Annotated in this window: 19 protein-coding genes and 1 other annotated feature; of the genes, 3 read left to right on the top strand and 16 right to left on the bottom strand. The window is 38.8% G+C overall.

Annotation, left to right across the window (positions count from 1 at the left end):
* Positions 1-1,686, bottom strand: coding sequence for a formate--tetrahydrofolate ligase (locus KHA88_RS03710; protein WP_213121411.1), 1,686 nt, complete (start codon positions 1,684-1,686; stop codon positions 1-3).
* A gap of 103 nt (positions 1,687-1,789) precedes the next feature.
* A complete protein-coding gene (gene mntR / locus KHA88_RS03705; protein ID WP_213097109.1) occupies positions 1,790-2,233 on the bottom strand; it encodes a transcriptional regulator MntR in 444 nt (147 codons plus the stop codon).
* 260 nt (positions 2,234-2,493) lie between these two features.
* Here mntR and cspD point away from each other — a divergent pair, with 260 nt between their 5' ends.
* Positions 2,494-2,694 (top strand): cold-shock protein, encoded by a 201-nt coding sequence (gene cspD / locus KHA88_RS03700; protein WP_213097110.1) that lies wholly within the window; start codon positions 2,494-2,496, stop codon positions 2,692-2,694.
* Between the two features lie 38 nt (positions 2,695-2,732).
* Here the strand turns inward: cspD and KHA88_RS03695 are convergent, their stop codons facing one another.
* On the bottom strand, positions 2,733-2,930 hold the full coding sequence (locus KHA88_RS03695; RefSeq protein ID WP_213097111.1) for a zinc-finger domain-containing protein: 198 nt from the start codon (positions 2,928-2,930) through the stop codon (positions 2,733-2,735).
* Between the two features lie 23 nt (positions 2,931-2,953).
* Positions 2,954-3,610, bottom strand: coding sequence for a reverse transcriptase-like protein (locus KHA88_RS03690; protein WP_213121410.1), 657 nt, complete (start codon positions 3,608-3,610; stop codon positions 2,954-2,956).
* Positions 3,611-3,718: 108 nt separating this feature from the next.
* Between KHA88_RS03690 and KHA88_RS03685 the strand changes: the two genes are divergently transcribed.
* Positions 3,719-4,105, top strand: coding sequence for a reverse transcriptase-like protein (locus tag KHA88_RS03685; RefSeq protein ID WP_213097113.1), 387 nt, complete (start codon positions 3,719-3,721; stop codon positions 4,103-4,105).
* 26 nt (positions 4,106-4,131) lie between these two features.
* Here KHA88_RS03685 and KHA88_RS03680 read toward each other — a convergent pair whose 3' ends face one another.
* The 10 genes from KHA88_RS03680 to aroC all read right to left on the bottom strand — a co-directional run bounded on the left by KHA88_RS03680 (position 4,132) and on the right by aroC (position 16,433).
* On the bottom strand, positions 4,132-4,419 hold the full coding sequence (locus KHA88_RS03680; RefSeq protein ID WP_249305803.1) for a DUF6123 family protein: 288 nt from the start codon (positions 4,417-4,419) through the stop codon (positions 4,132-4,134).
* A gap of 14 nt (positions 4,420-4,433) precedes the next feature.
* Positions 4,434-5,354, bottom strand: coding sequence for a 5'-3' exonuclease (locus KHA88_RS03675; protein ID WP_213121733.1), 921 nt, complete (start codon positions 5,352-5,354; stop codon positions 4,434-4,436).
* Between the two features lie 84 nt (positions 5,355-5,438).
* Positions 5,439-6,269, bottom strand: coding sequence for a sulfurtransferase (locus KHA88_RS03670; RefSeq protein ID WP_213106941.1), 831 nt, complete (start codon positions 6,267-6,269; stop codon positions 5,439-5,441).
* A 15-nt stretch (positions 6,270-6,284) separates the two neighbouring features.
* Positions 6,285-9,890 carry a dynamin family protein gene (locus KHA88_RS03665; protein ID WP_213121409.1) on the bottom strand — a complete coding sequence of 1,202 codons (3,606 nt, stop codon included), beginning with the start codon at positions 9,888-9,890 and terminating at the stop codon, positions 6,285-6,287.
* Positions 9,891-9,996: 106 nt separating this feature from the next.
* Positions 9,997-10,521 (bottom strand): isoprenylcysteine carboxyl methyltransferase family protein, encoded by a 525-nt coding sequence (locus KHA88_RS03660; protein WP_213097117.1) that lies wholly within the window; start codon positions 10,519-10,521, stop codon positions 9,997-9,999.
* Complete coding sequence (locus tag KHA88_RS03655; RefSeq protein WP_213106939.1) at positions 10,521-11,603, bottom strand: type III polyketide synthase; 1,083 nt, start codon at positions 11,601-11,603, stop codon at positions 10,521-10,523. The genes KHA88_RS03660 and KHA88_RS03655 overlap by 1 nt, the downstream gene beginning before the upstream one ends.
* 114 nt (positions 11,604-11,717) lie before the next feature.
* Complete coding sequence (gene aroA, locus KHA88_RS03650) at positions 11,718-13,007, bottom strand: 3-phosphoshikimate 1-carboxyvinyltransferase (protein ID WP_249312884.1); 1,290 nt, start codon at positions 13,005-13,007, stop codon at positions 11,718-11,720.
* A 12-nt stretch (positions 13,008-13,019) separates the two neighbouring features.
* Positions 13,020-14,126: a prephenate dehydrogenase gene (locus tag KHA88_RS03645; RefSeq protein ID WP_213121408.1), complete on the bottom strand. Its 1,107-nt coding sequence runs from the start codon at positions 14,124-14,126 to the stop codon at positions 13,020-13,022.
* A gap of 35 nt (positions 14,127-14,161) precedes the next feature.
* Positions 14,162-15,226 (bottom strand): histidinol-phosphate transaminase, encoded by a 1,065-nt coding sequence (gene hisC / locus KHA88_RS03640; RefSeq protein ID WP_213106938.1) that lies wholly within the window; start codon positions 15,224-15,226, stop codon positions 14,162-14,164.
* A gap of 34 nt (positions 15,227-15,260) precedes the next feature.
* A complete protein-coding gene (aroC, locus tag KHA88_RS03635) occupies positions 15,261-16,433 on the bottom strand; it encodes a chorismate synthase (protein WP_213121407.1) in 1,173 nt (390 codons plus the stop codon).
* Positions 16,434-16,494: 61 nt separating this feature from the next.
* Positions 16,495-16,723: a binding site (T-box leader), on the bottom strand.
* Positions 16,724-17,117: 394 nt separating this feature from the next.
* On the opposite strand from aroC, the gene KHA88_RS03630 reads away from it, so the two are divergent.
* Positions 17,118-18,191, top strand: coding sequence for a bifunctional 3-deoxy-7-phosphoheptulonate synthase/chorismate mutase (locus KHA88_RS03630; RefSeq protein WP_213097859.1), 1,074 nt, complete (start codon positions 17,118-17,120; stop codon positions 18,189-18,191).
* 30 nt (positions 18,192-18,221) lie between these two features.
* Here the strand turns inward: KHA88_RS03630 and KHA88_RS03625 are convergent, their stop codons facing one another.
* Positions 18,222-19,103, bottom strand: a complete 882-nt coding sequence (locus KHA88_RS03625; protein WP_213121406.1) for a DMT family transporter — start codon at positions 19,101-19,103, stop codon at positions 18,222-18,224.
* Between the two features lie 1,405 nt (positions 19,104-20,508).
* On the bottom strand, positions 20,509-22,026 hold the full coding sequence (locus KHA88_RS03620; RefSeq protein ID WP_213121405.1) for a carboxypeptidase M32: 1,518 nt from the start codon (positions 22,024-22,026) through the stop codon (positions 20,509-20,511).
* Positions 22,027-22,069: the final 43 nt, after the last annotated feature.

Genomic DNA, 22,069 nt, shown 5'->3' with positions numbered 1-22,069 from the left:
TTAAAATAATCCTATTGCCCTTCCCTTTTCGTCCACATCCATCCCATACGCAGCTGGATTTTTTGGAAGACCTGGCATTGTCATCATTTCTCCCGTAAGTGCAACGATAAATCCGGCTCCAAGCTTTGGCTTCAACTCGCGTACATGGATGATAAAATCAACAGGACGACCGGGCTTTTTCGGATCATCTGAAAGTGAATATTGAGTCTTTGCCATGCAGATTGGTAGATTCCCCCATCCGAATTGTTCAAAGTCTTTCAGCTGCTTCAGAGCCTTTACTGAAAACTCAACATCTTTACCGCCATAAACCTTTTGGACAATAGTTCGAATTTTTTCTTCAATAGGTGCTTGGATATCATACAGGTAAGTAAAAGAACGCTCATTTCGATCAATTTCTTGTAAAACCTTTTCAGCAAGTTCCAGTCCACCTTTACCGCCTTTTTCCCAAACTTCTGTTAAAGCAACTGGTATCGAATATCTTTCACACCACTTTTGCAGAACTGTAATTTCCGATTCCGTATCAGCTGAAAAACGGTTAATCGCAACTACATATGGAAGTCCGAAATGTGAAACTGTTTCAATATGTTTCATTAAATTTTCCAGACCCTTTTCAAGCGCCATAATGTTTTCAAAAGTCAATTCATTTTTGGCAAGGCCGCCATGCATTTTTAAAGCACGAATTGTTGCAACAATGACAACTGCTTCTGGTTGTAACCCCGCGTTTCTCGATTTAATATGAAGAAATTTTTCCGCACCGAGATCAGCCCCAAAACCCGATTCTGTTACAACATAATCTGCTAGCTTTGCCGCTGTCTTCGTGACCATTACGCTATTGCAGCCATGTGCAATATTGGCGAATGGTCCACCATGAACAATCGCAGGCGTATGTTCAATTGTTTGAACAAGATTAGGCTTTAACGCATCTTTCAATAAAAGGGCAATGGCACCCTCTACTCCGAGATTCTTCACAGTCACAGGTTTCCTGTCATAAGTATAGGCAATGACCATCCGAGCGATTCTATGTTTTAAATCCTCTAAATCACTTGAAAGACAAAGAACTGCCATAATTTCAGATGCAACCGTAATATCAAAACCATCTTGTCGTGGGACTCCTTGCATAGGCCCGCCAAGACCGATTACAATTTCCCTTAGTGCTCGGTCATTTAAATCAACAGCCCGCTTCCAGACAATTCTTCGTGGATCTATATTAAGTTCATTTCCTTGATGCATATGATTATCTAAAAGAGCGGCCAGTGCGTTATTCGCTGTCGTAATTGCATGGAGGTCTCCTGTAAAATGCAAATTAATATCTTCCATAGGAAGCACCTGTGCGTAGCCTCCACCAGTTGCTCCCCCTTTTATCCCCATTGTTGGCCCAAGAGAAGGTTCGCGGAGAGCAATCATCGTTTTCTTACCGAGTCTTGCCAGAGCATCGCCTAGCCCGACTGTCACTGTGGACTTTCCTTCTCCAGCCGGGGTAGGATTTATCGACGTAACAAGGATAACCTTGCCGTCTTTATTCTTTTGCAGTTCCCGAATTTTTTCATAAGAAATTTTTGCTTTATATTTGCCGTAATATTCAACGTCTTCACTAGAAAGCCCGACTCTGTCAGCTATTTTCTGAATTGGCAGCAGTTCGGATTCTTGAGCAATCTCAATATCTGATTTGACTTTAAATTCGCTCATTCTAATACCTCCGGCGGTTATGTATTCCAATTTATTGTAACACGCCAGCGATGAATAAGTATCTAAAATGACAGGTAATGGAGTAACAAAAAAAGAACCATGGTTATATTGGTTCTTTGTCGGCTGCCTCTTCTTCGTTCCTTACCTGCACTAATTTTAATTCTGCGATTAGATTAGGCTGTTCCTCAAACAATTGAACGAGATCACCAATTCTTTCGATTGAATTCCAACTAAGATGGTGCTCGATCCCTTCTACGTCCTCGTATATATTCTCTTCCTTAACCCCAATAATTCTTAAAAAACTTTCTAGTAAATCATGACGTTCAACAAGGCGTTTCCCAATCTTCTTCCCTTTTGGTGTCAGAATGAGTCCCCGATATTTTTCATAAATCAGATAACTATCTCGATCCAACTTTTGAACCATCTTGGTAACTGAGGAGGGGTGTACTTCCAAAGCTTCCGCAATATCAGAAACCCGGGCATATCCTTTATTCTCAATTAATAAAAAGATCTGTTCTATATAATCTTCCATGCTTGGAGTCGGCACTTATATCCCTCCCCTTACAGTAATCAGCATCTAAAAGTTTACTATAATGATATGCTTTTAACAAGTGCGGGGCAATAAAGTTAAATTACAGAATAAATGGAATTGAGTATCTATATTATATATAATGAAAATATTTCTTGACTGTGCCAAATAGGTTAGTGTAAAATATATGCATCACTAGATTCTGGAAGTTTTTCTATTGTTTGGTGATAATATTTTTTCAAGGCACGATGTGCTGAAGTCTAGGAGGAAAAAGTTACATGCAAAATGGTAAAGTAAAATGGTTCAACAATGAAAAAGGCTATGGTTTCATTGAAGTTGAAGGTGGAGAAGATATTTTCGTACACTTCACTGCAATCCAAGGCGAAGGTTTTAAATCTTTGGAAGAAGGCCAAGAAGTTTCTTTTGAAATCGCTGAAGGTAACCGTGGACCTCAAGCTGCTAACGTAACTAAATTATAAAATAACCATTCACAAGGCTGGCTCATTGCTCCAGCCTTTTATTTTTTTGATGCTGCTTCATTTATTAAGTACTTACCCTTTACCTGCAAGTTTTCTCCAACAGTACATTCCTTTATACAGAATTGATGGGCATGTGTATTCCCATATGTTTTTCTAAAATGCAAACGCAAAAAACACCCTTCACAGTATAATGATAATAAATCATCAATTTCTTTTATTATCTTAGACCGATTCATCCGTTCAACCTTTCTGCCAATCGTCAATCTATTTTCAAATGGCTTTGAATTATATTATTTTCGAGAGCTTGGGAAGCAAGCTTATCAGCCTCTTTATTCTCACGTCTAGAAATAACTTCAAATTGAGCTTTTAAATTTAGTTCACTAATTTTCGTTTCAATTCTGTCCAACCAAGCATTAAGCACCTTTTCATAACAAGGCCAATCTCCTTCAAGTTGCTTTAATACTCCTTGTGAATCTCCCCTAATGATGATCGGAAGATTTTTCGCCCCGATTTCTTCCCAGTGCATAAGTGCATTGTATAATGCTGCGTATTCAGCTTCATTATTATTTTCCATTTCATCCAGCTTCGCATTTGCCCTATATCTGTATGTAGCATTTCCTTTTTCATAGTAAATTACAATGCCTATTCCTGCTGTACCTGTTTGCTTATCAAATCCGCCGTCAAAATAAATAAGTGGATTCACAGGTTCATGCTCCATTTTAATTTTCAGTTTCTCATATTCTTTTCTGCTCCATACTCTTCCCATTTCATCGATAACAATGATTTCTGATATTCGTCCAGTTTTTTGAAAATCAGCTAATAAAAAATCGACAAATTGCTCATCGATCCATTCTGTTTCCATCTTGACGGAGATTGTTTTTTTAACTTTATACACGATCTTCAACTTCATTTTCATATTCGCCACCGCCCTCTTTACGCTATAATCAATATAGATGTAAACTAGCATATACATATGATATTTCCCTGTGTGGCTGGTTATTAATCATAAGAAGGGGATTGGAAGATGGTTGAGGTATATATTGACGGAGCAAGTGCCGGTGATCCAGGCGCAAGCGGTGCTGGCATTTTCATAAAGAATAATGGGCAAACAGAAGCTTTCTCCATTCCTCTTGGAATAATGAGTAACCATGAGGCCGAATTTCATGCATTAATTAAAAGCTTAGAAATTTGTCTAGAAAGAGGTTATTCGATTGTTTCTGTCAGGTCTGACTCATTGGCAGTTGTAGGGGCAGTAGAGAAAGAACATGCCCGGAATGATAAATATAAAAAACTTCTCGCAAATGCGCTTAAGCTTGCTTCAGAAATCGAACTCTTTTTTATTAAATGGATCCCTTCGAAACAGAATAAACAGGCCGATCAGCTGGCAAGACAAGCAATCCACTTAAATTAATCGAAAAGAAAAAGCACATAGTGTCTTTAGCTATGTGCTTTTAGCAAACCAATACTTTTTACGTATGAATAAGCTTGTGTTCGTGTCGTTATTTTATTTTCTTTTAATGTTTCTAATAAGGATAAATAAAAACTACCATCAAAACGTTTTTGTGTTATTAAAGTCAATTCGATTGAGAGTGAGACTAAAAAATCAGCTGATCCAGTTAATTGCTTACCAAAATAAATAAAGGAAATGGCATCACCTTTAAATTTGAAGCCTTTACCCTCCAGATTCAAAAGGTAATTTTCCAAATTACAATGATCAGTTATCAATGATTCAAGCTCCTTTATATGTTGCTTCCGGAAAGTTCTTCTGCACTTTCCAGCCATTTAGCTTTCAGCAAATGATTTCGGACACTTTTCAATTCATACTTTTCAATGAAATCCAGAGCTAGTGGCTGAATTTCACCCCATGTTGCCTCAATGACTGCAAATTCCAATTGAACATCACATTTTATTTTTGCCAGTTGGCGGGAAAGGTGCAGCATTTCTAGGTCTTCTTCAAGCTTTTTTCGAATGGAAGGTGATAATGTATCCAAGTTTTCGATCAATCCTTCGATATCCTTATGTTCTTTAATGAGCTTATATGCTGTTTTTTCACCAATGCCCTTTACTCCCGGATACCCATCACTTGGATCACCCATCAATGCTTTTACATCTATAAGCTGAATAGGATCCAACTCAAACGCTTCTCGAAAAGTTGACTTCGTGTAATGCTGATAATTCCCAATCCCCTTTTGCATAATCAATACATTCACTTGTTCATCGATGATTTGCAGCAAGTCCCTGTCACCTGTTAGGACGGTGATCTGCAGCTCATCTTTATTAAGATTACAAATCGTTCCGATACAGTCATCCGCTTCATATCCGGCGATTCCAATATTCGGTATCCCAAATGCAGTTGTTACTTCCTTTGCTAGATCAAATTGCGGAATCATTTCAACAGGAGGCGCTTGTCTATTTGCCTTATACCCCGCATAAAGTTCATTCCGAAATGTCATACTCCCCATATCCCAACATACTGCAAGATGAGTCGGGCGCACGTTTTCAGCAGCCGTCAGTAAATGCTTCATATAGCCTTGAACAGCGTTTGTTGGTGTTCCTCCACTGTTCATCATAAAATTTCTTCTAACTGCCGTAGCATAGAAGGCTCTAAACAATAAAGCCATACCATCTATTAATAATAAGTGCTTTTTCTCCATTACCATGAACACCTCTTATATTTGTAAATACGTCATTCCATTATACCATAAGAAAGCAGAGCCTAGGTTACAGCTCTGCTTGTTTTGCATTCATTCTCCTGTTTCGACGGGATTATCAGGATAAGAAACCCAATCGGAATAACTTCCTGCATAAAGTTTTACATGTTCAAATCCACTTTCCATTAACGCAAGGACATTCGGTGTAGCGGTAACTCCTGAGCCGCAATACACAATAATTTGATCGTTACTTCTTAAGTTTGAAAAACGATCTTTTTGTGCTTCCTTGTTTTTCCACTTGCCGTTTTCAAAACCTGAAGTCCATTCATAATTGATCGCCCGAGGAATTCTTCCTGGTTTTGCATCGATAGGTTCTATATGCCCTAGATAACGTACCTTTGCTCTAGAATCAATCAATATGGCCCTTCCATCTTGGCTTCGTGCTTTGACTTCTTCAAACGTTGCTAGCATATCTTCATTAATAGCAGGAACAAAATTTGCTGATTTATACATAGGAATTTCATTTGTTAGCGGGTAATCCGATGCCTCCCAAGCCTTGAATCCTCCATCCAGGATATACACTTCATTGTGCCCAAAATACTTCAACATCCACCAAAAACGGGAAGCGAATGATCCTTCTCCATCATCGTATGCTACAACCTTCATACTATGATCAATGCCAGCACTCTCCAATTTTATGATAAAATCCTCAAATGACGGCAAGGGATGTCTCCCACCATGCTCTCTGACAGGACCGGATAAATCCTTGTCGAGACTAAAATAGACAGCACCCGGAATATGATTTTCCTTGTATGCTTTTTCTCCGTAGGATGGATCTTCCAATGAAAATCTACAGTCCACGACCCTGACTCGATGATTGGATAGTTCGTTAACCAACCAAGTACTTGATTTTATATATTTCATCTGCGCACCTCCGCTTTATTTACCAAGAGCAGATCGAATTTGGATCCATTCCGAAAGTTTACCTTGATCGGAAAGCGCTTGTAGCCACGCTTCATATTGTTCCTCAATATCCGAAGAAATGTTTGTTACGATTTTGCTGAATTCATGATTAATCATTTTTTGATAATATGTTTGGAGTTTTTTCTGCTCGTCATTTAAATATTGGTCAGCTATCGGAACCAGTATTTTTTGTAAAGCTTCTCCCATGATTTTCTTTTCATTTTGTTCAAAAAAAGCCTTCGGATTTTTAAAATATTTAAAGGTGCCTTCCAATGGTTTACGGTCAATTTCTTCGAATGCAAGCTTAAAATCAGGTGTATCCACAAAGTTTATATCCATTTGGGAAATGGTGATTTCTCGTTTAATTGATTGCAATTCTTTTTCCATAATTGCGAAACGTTCAAAGAGCAGTTTTTTCGCAAAATTTTCTATCCTTAATGATGTAGCCCTTAGTTCTTGGGCAAAATCATATCCAGTGGAATCAAGCAGTTCCTCCAAGGCTTTTTTTAGATGAGCGCGATTGTTATTCCTTAAGACAGCCGGGTTAAACGCCTCTTTAAAGAAATCAGAAAAGCGATAAAAAACCCTTTGTTTTACGTAGAAAAGTAATTCTTTTATTTCCTGTGACAATCTAGAAGATAGTTTTTCAGGGTCTGCCTCCAAAAGTAAACTGTTTATCGTTTCTTGAGATGCAAGTAAATCCGCTTTCCTTTGCACCTTTTTATCTTCGTCCTCGCTAGCAGAAGCTATCAGTTCATCTAGCAAAAGTAGAACACGGTTATAATCCGCTTCTGCAGATTGAACGGCAATTTTAGTTAATTCGTGTTCAAGAAAATGATCAAATTCTTGCTTAAAAGTATCAATGTTAGAAGCCATTCTACTTTCTTGATTTAAGGCAAGTTTGCTCGATATCCCAAATATTTTCGGAAAGCGAATTCCATTTTGGGTAAGCTCACCATGCACATAATCAAGAACTTCATTTATTTCTTCTTTCGAACTCGCAAGGTCAATTGCATTTACAATAAAAAACATTTTATCGAGTTCAAATGCATCTTTTACGCGTCCTAATTGGATGAGAAATTCCCTGTCAGCCTTAGAAAAAGCATGATTATAATAGGTAACAAAAAGAATCGCATCCGCGTTTTTAATAAAGTCGAAAGCTACCCCGGTATGCCTAGCATTGATAGAGTCCGCGCCGGGGGTATCTACCAAGGTAATTCCTTGCCGAGTAAAATCACAGTCATAGAAAAGATCGATGGTCTCGACAAAACAGGATTGCGTTTCGTTGCCAACAAACCCTTGAAAATCTTCGAGATTCGTCGTCAAGGACATGCCTAATTGGTCTTTATAGCTTTGAAATCCACCAAGGAAAGCAGCTAAAAATGAGAGATGGATTTTCTCAGTACTGTCGTCTCCTGAGTGGGCAAGGATATTAGGGATTTGGTTATAAGCATCATCCAATGATAGGCAGTTATAGCCAAAAATGGATAAGGACTGGGCGATATCTGCTAGCATTTGATTTTCATTTTTAAGATGAACCATTGCTGTGCCATGCTTATTTTCTATCGTTGGCGGACAAATTCGATTGATCGCTGCCGTTGTTGGATTTGGCGACACTGGGAGAACACCTTTCCCTAATAATGCGTTGGCAAACGATGATTTCCCTGCACTAAATGCACCGAATAATGCAACCGTGTAGTTACGCTCTTTTAATCGAGATGCTTTTTCGGCTAATTGCGCTGTGATTCTTTTAAATCCTTTTTCTTCTTTTAAATGTGATATAGCTCGTTCCAATTTTTTTATCATTTCTTGAATATCAATTATAGCTTCGGAATTAGTATTTGGTTGTTTTATCTCGTCAGCGATTACTGGAGACATTTCTGCTGGTTGCACGCTTTCACGCGTATAAAATTGCACATCTTGTTGAGCAATTTCCCAGTCAGCTTGGAGACCCTGAAGCAATCCTCTTTCATTTCCAGTTGGGCTGGTGATTCTAGTTGCTTTTTCTTCATATGTCTTTTCCAATTCAATTAAAGATCGCAAGGCATTGGCAGCTTTTACTGTTTGATTTAATTCAGCTTGAATTGTTGACATTTCATTCTCTACTTGCATTTTCAATACTAAAATTACGGTTTCTTTAAACTGATTCGTTTTTACTCTTGCAATCTTTTTAATACGATCTGCTACTTCCTCGCAGTAGTTCAAAACGTATTCTCCGTTAACGCCAGCTCCTTTTTTAATGGTGTTGGTTAACAGTTCGTCGTCAAAAACCACCTCTAAATTTTGAGCTTTTAACTGCAGTTCTTCACTATTGAGGTCATACTCAGCCAGTTTTTCTGATGCCCATTGTTTCAAATGCCAATCAATCTGTGATTCAACTTGTTTTCTGACACTAGAAGCAAAGTTATCAAGTCGTACCTTTCGTTCTTCTTCTGTTTTTTTCTTGCTAAAAAACAAGCCAAGTTTAAAGTTTGGTTGAGCAGAAATTAAGAATTGTTCAGCAAGCGCTCTCGTTTCAAATGGCATTAAATATGCATTTTTTAATAAGCCTTCACGTTCCGATACAAAATTCTTTTCCCACTTTTCTACTGTTTCTGCAAGCTTTTTCTTGTTACCTTTAAGCCTTTGCTCCTTGGAAAATATGTCGGCGAGCTCTGTTTCCGAATAAACTGAAATTACCTCTTCAAATGGTTCGGCCTCAGCTTTCATTTCCTCATTAAGCCATTTCTTATGTTCATCTATCAAGCGATTGAAAGCTGCTTCAATTGTTGTTTCCAGCCATGTATCATGATTTTCGAAAGCTTCATCAATTAGCATCTTAACAGCTTTAAATTCGTTTTCTGGATGTTCAAGTTCTTTTAAGGTTGTAAAATATATACCAGCGGGATTTACACCCCATGTTGCAAATGAATCAATCGCCGATTGCTTAAATTCTGGGAATGAAAGTTCCGCATTATTATGCTTGTCGATTTGATTGATAATTAAAAAGAGTTTAACACCATGTTTTAGCAGGTTTTTTGTATACATAAAGTTCAGTTCTGATTGAACGTGATTATAATCCATCACATAGAAAACGAGATCCGCGAGATGTAGCGCAGACTCAGTCGAGATGCGATGGGCATCATCAGTCGAATCAACACCCGGAGTATCCATAACGGTTACGCCATGTGGTAGCAACGAATCCCTTTTGCCAATTTCTATTTCAGTGACGTCGCCATTTTTGCAAAATTCTTTTACGGTAGTAAAATCATATGGTGCTTGAAAATAGAGGGGCCTTTCAGTATGATAATAAACTTTCGCGAAATCTTCTTCCGCACCATGGACCTTCACAAGATTGGCACTTGTCGGAATTGGGCTGGAAGGCAAGATTTGCTCCCCTATTAATGTATTAATCATCGTTGATTTCCCTGCGGAAAAATGACCGCTGAATGCGGTAATAAATTCGTTATCATGGATTTTCTTCAATAGTTTGTTAGTTTTGTTGACACGAATATCATCGCCGTGTTCTTTAAAACGTTCTAACAATACAAGTGCTCTATGAAGTTGTTTTTCTTTCACGGACAATTCTAATGCTTTAACCATGCTGCAAACAAACTCCTCATTATGTTCATTTCTTATTATTTTACATGAGAATTCACAATTTAGCCATGAAAAATAGAAGGTTAGTCCCCAATTAGGACTAACCTTCTTATTCGAATCGTGTTGTATAGTCAGTATTTTCTTTCAAAGCTTTTTCTTCAGCTGGAATTCGAATTGCAAGGATCAGTTGGTTCAAAATAAAAAAGAGAGCAGCCGTTAAATACGCATTAAACATTAACGGAATAACAAGAAGTTCTATTGTTACGATGATGTAATTCGGATGTTTTACGTATTTGAATGGACCTTTTGCAACGACTTTAATACCTGGGAGGACAATGATTTTTGTATTCCAAAACTTACCCAGTGTAGCAATCACCCATATACGACCGATTTGAACGATCCCAAACAAGATGATAAATCCGATCCAGTAATGATTCAGATTCTTATCAAACAAGAGAACTTCTGTAATGAGGGAAATAAAAAAAACAATATGTATGAGAACCATAAACTTATAATGGCGTTGACCGTATTCAATTGCACCATTTTTCTTCATCCAATGCTCATTCCGCTTGGCAATCCCTAGCTCCACAAGCCGCTGTGTAATGAGAAAAATTAAAAACACAATAAAAAACATCAGTCCCACCGAACGAGCAGCAATTCAGAACTGAACCCGGGACCTAAAGCTGCGATCATGCCGTAATCGCCATTGCTAATACTTTGGCTCATAAATCTTTGTAGTACGTATAAAACTGTTGCCGAAGACATATTTCCATATTCCTTTAAAATATCTAATGAAATGGCTGTTTTTTCTGGTGATAAGCCTAGGGCTCGTTCATATGCAGCAATTACTTTTTTTCCACCGGGATGAGCGATAAAATGATTTATATCAGTATGCGTTAGTCCATGATTGTTGAGAAATTGATTCACAACTGGCTCTAGCCAGCTTTCGACGATCGAAGGAATGCTTTTTGAGAATACAACATATAAACCATTGTCTTTAATTTCCCACCCCATTACATCTAGAGAATCATCCAGTAATGTTGATTGTGTATCGATAATGGTGGGCAAACTTCCCGAAACAATATGTGCATACTCTATTTCGTCACCACCTACAAGAACCGCCCCTGCCCCATCAGCAAACAATGAAGTGCCAATCAAATTACTTTTACTCAAGTCATCCTTTTGAAAAGTGAGACTGCATAATTCAACGGCAATAACCAACGCTTTCGATTTAGGAAATGCGCGGCAATATTCATTAGCTCTCGAGAGTCCTGATGCACCGCCTGCACAGCCAAGTCCCCAAATTGGTATTCTTTTTGTGTTGCGTGAGAAGGGCAATTCATTCATGATTCTTGCTTCGAGACTTGGCGTAGAAAGTCCCGAGCTACAAACCATAAAGATGGCATCGATGTCACTATATGGAATATCCATCTTTAATGAAGAAGAATGTAAGCAATTTTTAATCGCGTCAATGGAAAGTTCAACAGCCGATTTGATGAACGCATCATTTTTCTCTGAAAATGAATGATCATTTTTATACCAGTCCAAATCTTTCACAAAGTGCCGATTCTCAATCTCTCCATTATGAAATACTTTCAAGAGGCGATCGAGATCTTTGACTGAGTGAGTAAATAGCTGCCTAGCAAATTCCATCGTCCTAATTTGCGGAATGGCATACTTTGGAGTTCCTGTTCCAACCGAAATGATACGCGGCACGTATACAGCCCCTTTCCAACAATTGAAATTCGGGTTAGCATAGCTACATCTTTAACAATTTAGCATCGTTACATACGTACCCTATTGTTTGTTGATGGAAACTGCAGAATAAATCTATTGCATTAATTTTTCAAGCTGCTCAAAAAACCCGGGATAAGAAATAGTAATGGCTTTACTATTTTTTATATTAGTTTCCCCGGATGCAAGACAAGAAGCGATCGCAAGCATCATACCAATCCGATGGTCTCCATGGCTACTAACGTCTGCACCATGCAATTTGGATTTCCCATAAATTTTCATCCCATCTTCTGTAGCTTCTATATTTGCACCCATTTTCTTTAATTCATCAACAACCGTATCAATCCGATTTGTTTCTTTCACTTTTAACTCCGCTGCATCCTTGATAACAGTCACACCTTCAGCCTGGGTAGCTGCCAGTGCAAGAATCGGTATTTCATCTATCAACCTTGGAATAATGTCCCCGCTTATTTCCACACCCCGCAAATTTGATGTTTTAATTGTAATATCAGCGATAGGTTCGACGGACTGGTCATTAATATTATGGATGGAAATATCGGCACCCATAAGCTTTAACACATCTAAAATCCCCGTTCTTGTCGGGTTAATTCCAACGTTTTTAATTTTAATTTCACTATTTGGAATAATCGCGCCTGCCACAAGGAAAAACGCTGCAGATGAGATATCGCCTGGAACATTGATTGAAGTTCCAGTCAACTCCTGATTTCCCTGTATTGACTTTTTCAATCCATCAACCAATACCTCGACACCAAACGCTTGAAGCATCCGTTCAGTATGATCTCTTGATGATTCCGGTTCAGTTACGGATGTCGTCCCTTCAGCGTTCAATCCTGCAAGCAGAACTGCAGATTTCACCTGCGCGCTTGCAACAGGAGAGACATAATCGATTCCTTTTAAACCTCCGCCACGAATAGATAAAGGTGTAAATTTACCGTTATCGCGCCCATCAATTTTCGCACCCATTTCCTTCAAAGGAATGGTCACCCTGCCCATCGGACGTTTGGCAATCGACTCATCACCAATCACATTTGTATGAAAAGGGAGAGTGGATAATATCCCTAGCAGCAAGCGAATGGTCGTCCCGGAATTGCCGACATCCAAAATATCGCTAGGTTCTTGAAGTCCATCTATACCTTTGCCATTTATCTCAACAAACTCACCGTCTCGATGGATATCCACACCTAATTTTCTGAAACAGTCAATTGTATTAAGACAGTCGTCTCCAGTTAAGAGCCCACTAACTGTCGTTTTCCCTTGGGCAATTGATCCAAGCATAACAGCGCGGTGGGAAATGGACTTGTCTCCCGGAACTTTCATTGTACCTTTTAGTTGCGCTGCTTTATTATTTTGCATTACCTTACTCATACCAACCACTCCCTACATACTGATATACGTATCATAGCCTCGATCTTGAAGACTTTTTCTTGCCTTTTCCAGATCTTGTTCGGTTTGAAAACTAATTCTAAGAACTCCGTACACGTCCTCCCGAGCTTCGATAATCCTGATATTTGTAATACTTATGTTTTCTTGAAACAGTATGGTAGTAATATCTGAGATTACCCCCGGACGATCCAGGATATCGACATATAAATCATAAAACGCGGCGATTGCACCTTTTGCCCGGACAGGTAGAGAATCGCGGTATTTCTTAGCCCCAAAAAAGTAATCATGGATAAGATCGCTATCACCATCTCTAATTAAGTGCCTGACATCATTCATTTCTATCATCCATTCATCCAGTAATGATAAAAGTATCGACTGGTTATGTCTAACGATGTCACGCCACATTTCCGGGCTGCTTGAAGCAATGCGAGTAATATCTCTAAATCCTCCCGCTGCAAGAAAGTTGACATGTTCATTTTTCGAAGCATGATTTTCGACCTGCCTGACAAGGCTTGCTGCAACAATATGCGGGAAATGACTAACAACAGCTGTAACTAAATCATGTTCGCTCGAATCCATGGTGATAAAATTAGCTTTTGTACCTCTAAGCCAATTTTTTAGTTTTTCTATTTTTTCAGTTTTAACATTCCGAGAGGGAGTTAATATATAGAATGCATTTTCAAATAAGTGTGCCCTTGCGCTTCCAGGACCTGCTTTATGAGAACCTGCCATTGGGTGCCCGCCAATAAATGCAACTTCCTTGTTAAAGGATCTTTCTGCCTTTTCCAATATACGGCCTTTTGTACTTCCGACGTCTGAAATAATTACATCTCTTTTTAACGGGAGGTTGGCAAGTACCTCAAGAAACGCTTCCGCTTTTTCTACAGGGCACGCTAAAATAATCAAATCAGCATTTAGGGCTTCTTCTTGGAAATTTTCAGTGTAGTCATCGATGATTTGTAATTTTTTTGCTAGTTGGCAATTATCAAGTTTAACATCATATCCGATAATGATTGCATTATGTTCTTTTTTAATGGCGAGGGCGACTGAACCTCCAATCAACCCAACGCCAATTAATAATACTCGTTCCTTGTTACTCATTTTCTCACGGCCGCCTATCTTTTCTAAAGTTCGACTCAAGTAATTTTCTCTAGCAGTTTGATCAATTCATCATTTTCCTGCTCCGTACCTATCGTAATCCGAACGCCGTTAGGAAATGCACGGACAATCCAACCTTTTTCAAGCAAATATTGAAAAACTTCTTGTGGCGTTTTCCCGGGAATATTCACAAAGACAAAATTTCCTTGGGATGGATAATATGAAATGTTATTTTCATCAAAAAATCGGTAATATTTCTCTAATTCATTAGCATTGCGAATGATGCTTTCTTCTACGAATTCAGGGTCGTGCAACGCGGCAATGCCTGCTGTCTGCGCCAATGCTGAAGTATTGAATGGAAGTCGGGCTACTTCCAATTGCTTAACTAATGATGCCGAGCCGATTCCATACCCAATTCTAAATGCAGCAAGTCCATATGCTTTTGAAAATGTTCTTAATATAAGCAGGTTTTCAAATTGGTCTAATAGCGGAATCGTTTGCGGGTAATCCTGTGCAGTTACATATTCATAATACGCTTCATCTAAAACAACAAGCACTTGTTTAGATATATTAGCCAAAAACCGCTCCAACTCTTCTTTATTTACATAAGTACCAGTCGGGTTATTAGGATTGCAAATCCATACTATTTTTGTATTTTCATCCATACGATTTTGCATTTCATTCAAATCGTGGCAGCCAGCTTTTAAGGGGACTTCGCGAACTTCTGCATTTTCAATGACAGCATGATGACGATACTGCGGAAATGTATTCTGTGCCATCACTGTATTTGATCCTGGAGCAAGAATTGCTCTACTAATCATTTGAATTAATTCGTCTAATCCACTAGAGAATATGAGTTGATTCTCTTCAACCCCTAAATGCTTAGCGACGTATTCCCTCAACTCTGAAGCGGCACCATCGGGATAAATGGCAAAGGTAGGTATTTTAGTTATAGCTTCAAGTACAGTTGGTGAGCAACCATATGGGTTTTCGTTGGATGCTAATTTTACAATTTTATCCAAACCGTATTCTTTTTTTACTTCTTCGGATGTTTTCCCAGGGACATAAGCATTTAAAGTAAGAAGCTGTTCTTTTACCTTCATAACCTTCCCGCCTTTTTATATTTTTTTAAATTGATTAGAAATTTTTTGTATATTCTTTATGCCTTTTAATATTTTCTTTAATTGCGTCCATACGATCATGCCCAAATTGCTCCAAAATTGCCTCAGCCAGTTCCCATGCAACCACGGATTCGGCTACTACGCTCGCTGCTGGTACCGCACAACTATCTGAACGTTCGATACTGGCCTTGAACGGCTCTTTCGTATCAATATCGACACTTTGCAATGGTTTATATAATGTCGGGATTGGCTTCATCACACCTCTAATAATAATTGGCATGCCAGTAGTCATACCACCTTCAAATCCTCCAGCATTGTTTGTTCTTCTTGTGTAGCCATTTTCCTCATCCCAAAGAATTTCATCATGCACAAGGCTTCCTGGCTGTTCAGCAGCTTCGAAGCCAATGCCGATTTCAACACCTTTAAATGCATTAATACTCATGACGGCCGCCGCTAGTTTAGCTTCAAGCTTCCTATCGTATTGAACATAGCTCCCGACACCGATTGGCATTCCTTCTACAATAACTTCTACAATTCCGCCAATGGAATCTCCGTCTTCTTTAGCCTTATCAATTGCTCTCATCATTTTTTCTCCTGCCTCTTTGTCAAGACAGCGGACAGGCGATGCTTCCGTAATTTCTTGCAATTCCTCAATAGAATGGTAATCGATTTTTTCTGCTTTAACGCCGCCAATTTCCTTGACATGACCACCAACTTTTATACCAAGTTCACCAAGAATGCATTTAGCGACAGCCCCCGCTGCCACACGCACAGTTGTTTCTCTCGCCGATGAACGTTCCAGTACATTCCTCATATCCCTATGACCGTATTTTAATGCACCGTTTAAATCTGCATGACCTGGTCGTGGTCTTGTTAATTTTCTCTTCACTTCCTCTTGCTCCTCAGCACTAATCGGATCTGCTCCCATAATTTTCGTCCAGTGTTTGAAATCGTTATTTTGAACGACTAGTGTAATCGGAGCTCCAAGTGTAAAACCGTGACGGACACCACTCAAAATTTGCACTTGGTCTTTTTCGATTTGCATCCTCCGCCCACGGCCATATCCTTTCTGCCTTCTTGCTAATTCGCTATTAATCATCTCGGTTGTTAATTCAAGGCCCGCTGGTACACCTTCCAAAATTGTCGTTAGCTGCGGTCCGTGTGATTCACCTGCTGTTAAGTATCTCATTTCATTTTCCTCCCATAATTTAATTTTTTCTCTAAAAAACACAAAAATCGCCCCTGCATATTGCAGGGACGATTTGACATCGCGGTACCACCCTCATTGCGGAAAAATCTCCGCCTCTCTTGCAGATAACGGTTATGACCGTCTTTTTTTACTAATTTGGAAACTCCAAACGTTCGAAAAAGAAGCTCGAGGAAGTAATTCGTGTTCATGACCGTGCTGATTTACACCAACCATCAGCTCTCTTGTTTTACAGATCAATGAGCACTACTGTGTCCTGTCGTTGCTTTTTTTAATAAGTTATATAAATTCAATTTTTATCACATGTATGAGTACTTGTAAAGTGATATTTCGCTATTTTCTAAAAAAAGTCATTTTGAAACCATTTTCATACAATATAGTGTAATTTGTCTTTAATTTATTATATATATTTACTAAAATTGAAATAGTGACAATAAAAAAGGTTAATAAATCAGAAAATTTAAAAGGTGGAAAATCTTTTATCTAGCCTATTGACATTTTTCCGATTAAGGTCTATCGTATTGAGCTATCAACAAAAATGTTTTCACACACGCTTTACAGCGTTGAAGTAATAAAGTGTGAATTGCCTACTCTGAGAATCTTAAAACAGTCAGCTAAAATGGCAAACAAAACTATAAGGAGGGCTTATCGTTGTCAGAACTTGAAATGCTACGTTCAAAAATCGAGAAAACAACATTACAAATGTTGGAATTGTTAAATGAGCGAGGAAGAATTGCACAAGAAATCGGTAAATTAAAAGAAATGCAGGGCGTAAAGCGTTTTGACCCTGTCCAAGAAAGAAAGTTATTAAATTTACTTGCTGATCATAACGAAGGCCCATTTGATACTTCTACAGTTCAGCACGTTTTTAAACAAATCATTCAAGCGAGCTTAGAACTCCAAGAAGATGATAATCGAAAAGCGCTGCTCGTATCTCGCAAGAAAAAGTCTGAAGATACAGTCGTTTCTGTGCTTGGTGAAAACATCGGTGACGGAAGTGCACATTTCATCATGGGTCCATGTGCAGTGGAAAGCTATGATCAGGTGAAATTGGTTGCCCAAGCAATGAAAAAGCAAGGTTTGAAGTTGATGAGAGGCGGAGCGTATAAACCAAGAACTTCTCCATATGACTTCCAAGGACTAGGCGTTGACGGGCTGAAAATATTAAGACAGGTTGCCGATGAAGAAGGTATGGCGGTCATTAGTGAAATCCTTCATCCGAATGATATTGAAACAGCATTAGATTACGTTGATGTTATTCAAATTGGTGCTCGCAATATGCAAAACTTTGAATTATTAAAAGTAGCTGGCGCTGTCAATAAACCTGTATTATTAAAACGCGGATTAGCTGCAACCATTGAAGAATTTATTTATGCAGCTGAATATATTCTTGCCCAAGGTAATGATCAAATCATCCTTTGTGAAAGAGGCATTCGAACCTATGAAAGAGCAACAAGAAATACATTAGATATTTCTGCAGTTCCAATTTTGAAGAAAGAAACGCATTTACCTGTAGTTGTCGATGTTACTCACTCAACAGGACGAAAGGATTTACTGCTTCCAGCAACAAAAGCGGCACTTGCGATTGGCGCCGATGCTGTAATGGCAGAAGTTCATCCTGATCCAGCTGTTGCATTATCAGATTCAGCACAGCAAATGGATATTGCGGAATTCAATGAGTATATGGAACAAGTAAAAGCATTTGCAAAAGTTGTGCAAAAAACTCCTACAGAAGTATAAGTTATAATAAATCGGCCCATTCTCGGATTATCACTCGAGAATGGACCGATTTTTTTTCTTCTCACTTATGATTAAAATCGAAGACAAGATTAACATTGCTCCTATTACTTGCCCTGTAAACAACTTTTCTTGATACAAGGAAATACCAAAGAATACAGCAGCAACGGGTTCCACAGTAGCGAAAATTGAAGCAATGCTGCTGTCTATTTTCTTAAGTCCATTAGTATAAAGCAAATAAGCCAACACAGTAGGAAGCAATCCAAGACCTCCCATATATAACCATGCTTCCAATGGTAATGCCACTGCTTTTTTCCAAAAAGGAAAAAAAGCAATTAAACAGATTGTGGCTGTTAAAAAGGTATAAAAAGTGATAATTAATGAATCATAGTCTCTTAATGCCAATTTTCCAAATATGGTATATAGAGCATAACCAAGTCCGGAGCAGAGCCCTATCATAAACCCTACTATTGACCACTCCCCTTGGGCACCACTTCCCGTAAGCGCAATAATAGCACATCCAGTGATAGTAACAGCTATTGCAGCAATCTTCTTTTTTGACATCGATTCTTTTAATATTATAACAGACAAAATAGCTACAAACGCTGGTGCTGTATAAAGAAGCATCACAGCAATAGAAATGGACATTATATTGATCGCTTTAAAATACGCCCAATTAAAAAAGACGATACTACATAATCCCGTGCCAACAAAATACCATAGGTGGCGGATGTCAATTTTTAACGATACTTCTTTTTGTTGGAGTAAAATAACAGGGATGAGCCATATAAAAGCAAAAAGGACTCTAATCGTTACAATTTCCATTTCTGTAAAGCCGAATTGCGTCAACTGCTTCACAAAAATAGCAATCGTCCCCCATAGCATAGCTGCCAATAAAACGAAAAATTGAGGCATAGCAACCTCCTCTTTAATAATATTTATACTCTTGGCATTCACCGAGTCAGATGGTACAAGGTTTTCTTGTACTTTTTTTATTTCTCCTCCTATATTTAATAGGGTGAAGGTTCATTTTTTTTAGTAAAATTTGCCCGTTTTGTATTGAATGAAATAAATACTCTACATACAATGCGTCCGCCTGCCACCGTTGATTTCCGTTCTAGGCGGACGCTTTCCGGGGGGCGTGCGGTGAGCCTCCTCGGTCGCTTTGCTCCCTGCGGGGTCTCACCTGTCACGCTGATCCCCCAGGAGTCGCCGCCTTCCACTCCAATCAACTAAGATATTCTTTTGCTCATGGTAAGACCACTGATCATACCCTGTTCCAAAATCTTTTCCTTTTTATACGATTTACCGTTGTATTCAAGACCTCAACCTACTTCCCGGCATGATTCTGTCAGCCTTGTTGTCAGTGCTATTGAATTTTCGCAACGTGCTACCTTGGGCACGGTTGGTAGGATTCTTTTAAATGCCGCTCATGATGCGGAACCCATTTATGAATTAATAGATCACTATCAAATTGAACTATTCATTGATCTAAACGTTCGGCCTAAGAAAAACTTCAGCACGAAAAGCGATATTCAGATATCCCCAGTAGGGGTTCCTGTTTGTCAGGCTAAGCTTAATATGAAACCAAACGGATATGACAAAACGCAAAATAGGCAAAAATGGCGTTGCCCATTAGCTTGTGGTACAAAAAATACATGTAAAAGCCCTTGTTCTACAGCCAAATACTGAAGAACATTCCATACTTTCGGGAAAGATAATCTTAGTCTTTTTACTAAGACTCCTAGAACCTCTGAAAAATGAAAGCTCGTTTATAAAAGAAGAACATCGGTAGATCGTTCAAACAAACGAGAAAAAGTCGATTATCAATTAGAACCCGGTCGGCATCGGTCTACAAAGATGTGGTATATTCGCACTTAGGCCATCATGATGTGTCAACAGATTGACGCTTGGTATCCGCATCAAAAAGATGAACTGTTGTTCCTGAACGGTCATATTTCCTCACTAGCTTCATCTTTCCAAAGGGTTTGTTGCTTTTAAAACAAAAACTGTTGAAGGTTGATTGTAGCGAAAGTGCGAGACTCCTGCGGGATCAGCGGGACAGGTGAGACCCCACAGGCGTTTACGCCGAGGAGGCTCACCGCCCGCCCCGCGGAAAGCGAGCAACTGTAGCGGAAATTAACCAAGCGCTATCTTGGTAAGCAACAACGGTTGCAAAAACAATCTTTTTAAAAATGAATACCAACTCCTCAATTAAGCCCAATTCCCGGTATGATTTTGGAAATTCAGCAAATTTACGCACCGAAATTCCGAGAGTATATATATGAAAAAGGATGGCATGTTGCTGCCATCCTTATCTTTACTCACTCAACTGATAGATCTTCGAAAATTTTTCAACTAAATAGTTGGCTAAATGCGTTGCACTCAGGCCTTCTCCAGTTGCCTCTTCAATAATTTCAAGCGGTTTTTTTGACTTACCGAACTGATGTACACGATCTGTCAGCCACTCTCGAATTGGATTTAAATCTCCAGTTCTTAATAATTCTTCATACTTCGGCAAATCTTTCAACATAGCATTCTTCAGCTGGGCTGCATACATATAACCGAGAGCATACGATGGAAAATAGCCAAAACTTCCTCCAGACCAATGAACATCCTGAAGGACACCTTCCGCGTCATTTTCCGGACGAATGCCCAAATATTCTTCATACTTATCATTCCAAACAGCCGGAAGATCTTTTACTTCTATTTCATCGTTAAATAAGCCCTTTTCTATTTCATAACGGATAATAATATGCAGCGCATACGTTAAATCGTCTGATTCAATCCGTATTAATGATGGCTTCGCCTCATTAATAGCAGCGTAAAACTCATCGAGTGTTACATCATCAAATTGACCATCCGCATATTCTTTCAATAAATCAAAGTTGTTTTCCCAGAAGGCTCGATCTCTGGCCAATATATTCTCATAGAATAGTGACTGTGACTCGTGAATACCCATCGATGTTCCCGTACATAACGGGGTACCTAGCAATTGTTTCGAGATGTTTTGTTCATATAGTGCGTGACCGCCCTCATGAATCGTACCGAACACCGCCATTCTCCAATCATTTTCATCGTATCTTGTCGTTACGCGGACATCCCCTGGATTCAAACCAATCGCAAACGGATGAACGGTTTCATCAAGTCTGCCTGAGCCAAAGTCATAGCCCATCTGATCAAGAATTTTAAGACTAAACTCTTTTTGTTTTTCTTTTGAGAATGGATGGTAAAGAAAATCAGTACGTGGTCTGTTGCCACATTCAGCTATTTTTTTGACGAGTGGAACAATAACATCTCGCAGTTCACCGAACACCTTATCTATGATTTCAACGGTTACACCAGGTTCATACATATCAAGCAAAGTATTATATTTATTACCCTCATATCCCCAATAGCCGATAAATTTTTTATTGAAAGCCACAAGCTTTTCGAGGTATGGTTTAAACATGTCAAAATCAGATGCGGCACGGGCTTGTTCCCAAATATTTTCAGCATTGGATTGGAGTATCACATATTCCTCGAATTCTTTAGCAGGAATTTTCTTGTTTTTTTCATATTCTTTCTTGCATTCTTCAAGCGTTTTTTTAGTAATCGTAGATAGTTCGCTCTCGTCATTTGATAGAGTGGCAATAAAACCGGCCATTTCTTCCGAAGTAGACATTTTAAAAAGCTCGGATGATAACACTCCAATTACTTGGGAGCGCTGTTCTAGGCCGTTTTTAGGTGCACCTGTTCTTAAATCCCAATATATAAGATTGAGAGCCTCATTGTATGACTGCATTTTTTTTACATAATCTAAAAAGTCTTTTTCGGTCTCTTTAATTAGTTCTGGCAATTTCTTAGCCCCCTATAATTCCTACTCTCACCATATTTTAACA

Source organism: Lederbergia citrea, from assembly GCF_018343525.1.
Lineage (GTDB): Bacteria > Bacillota > Bacilli > Bacillales > Bacillaceae_C > Lederbergia > Lederbergia citrea.
The sequence above is the reverse complement of the archived record's forward strand: the minus strand, read 5'-3'. Positions and strand labels throughout refer to the sequence as shown.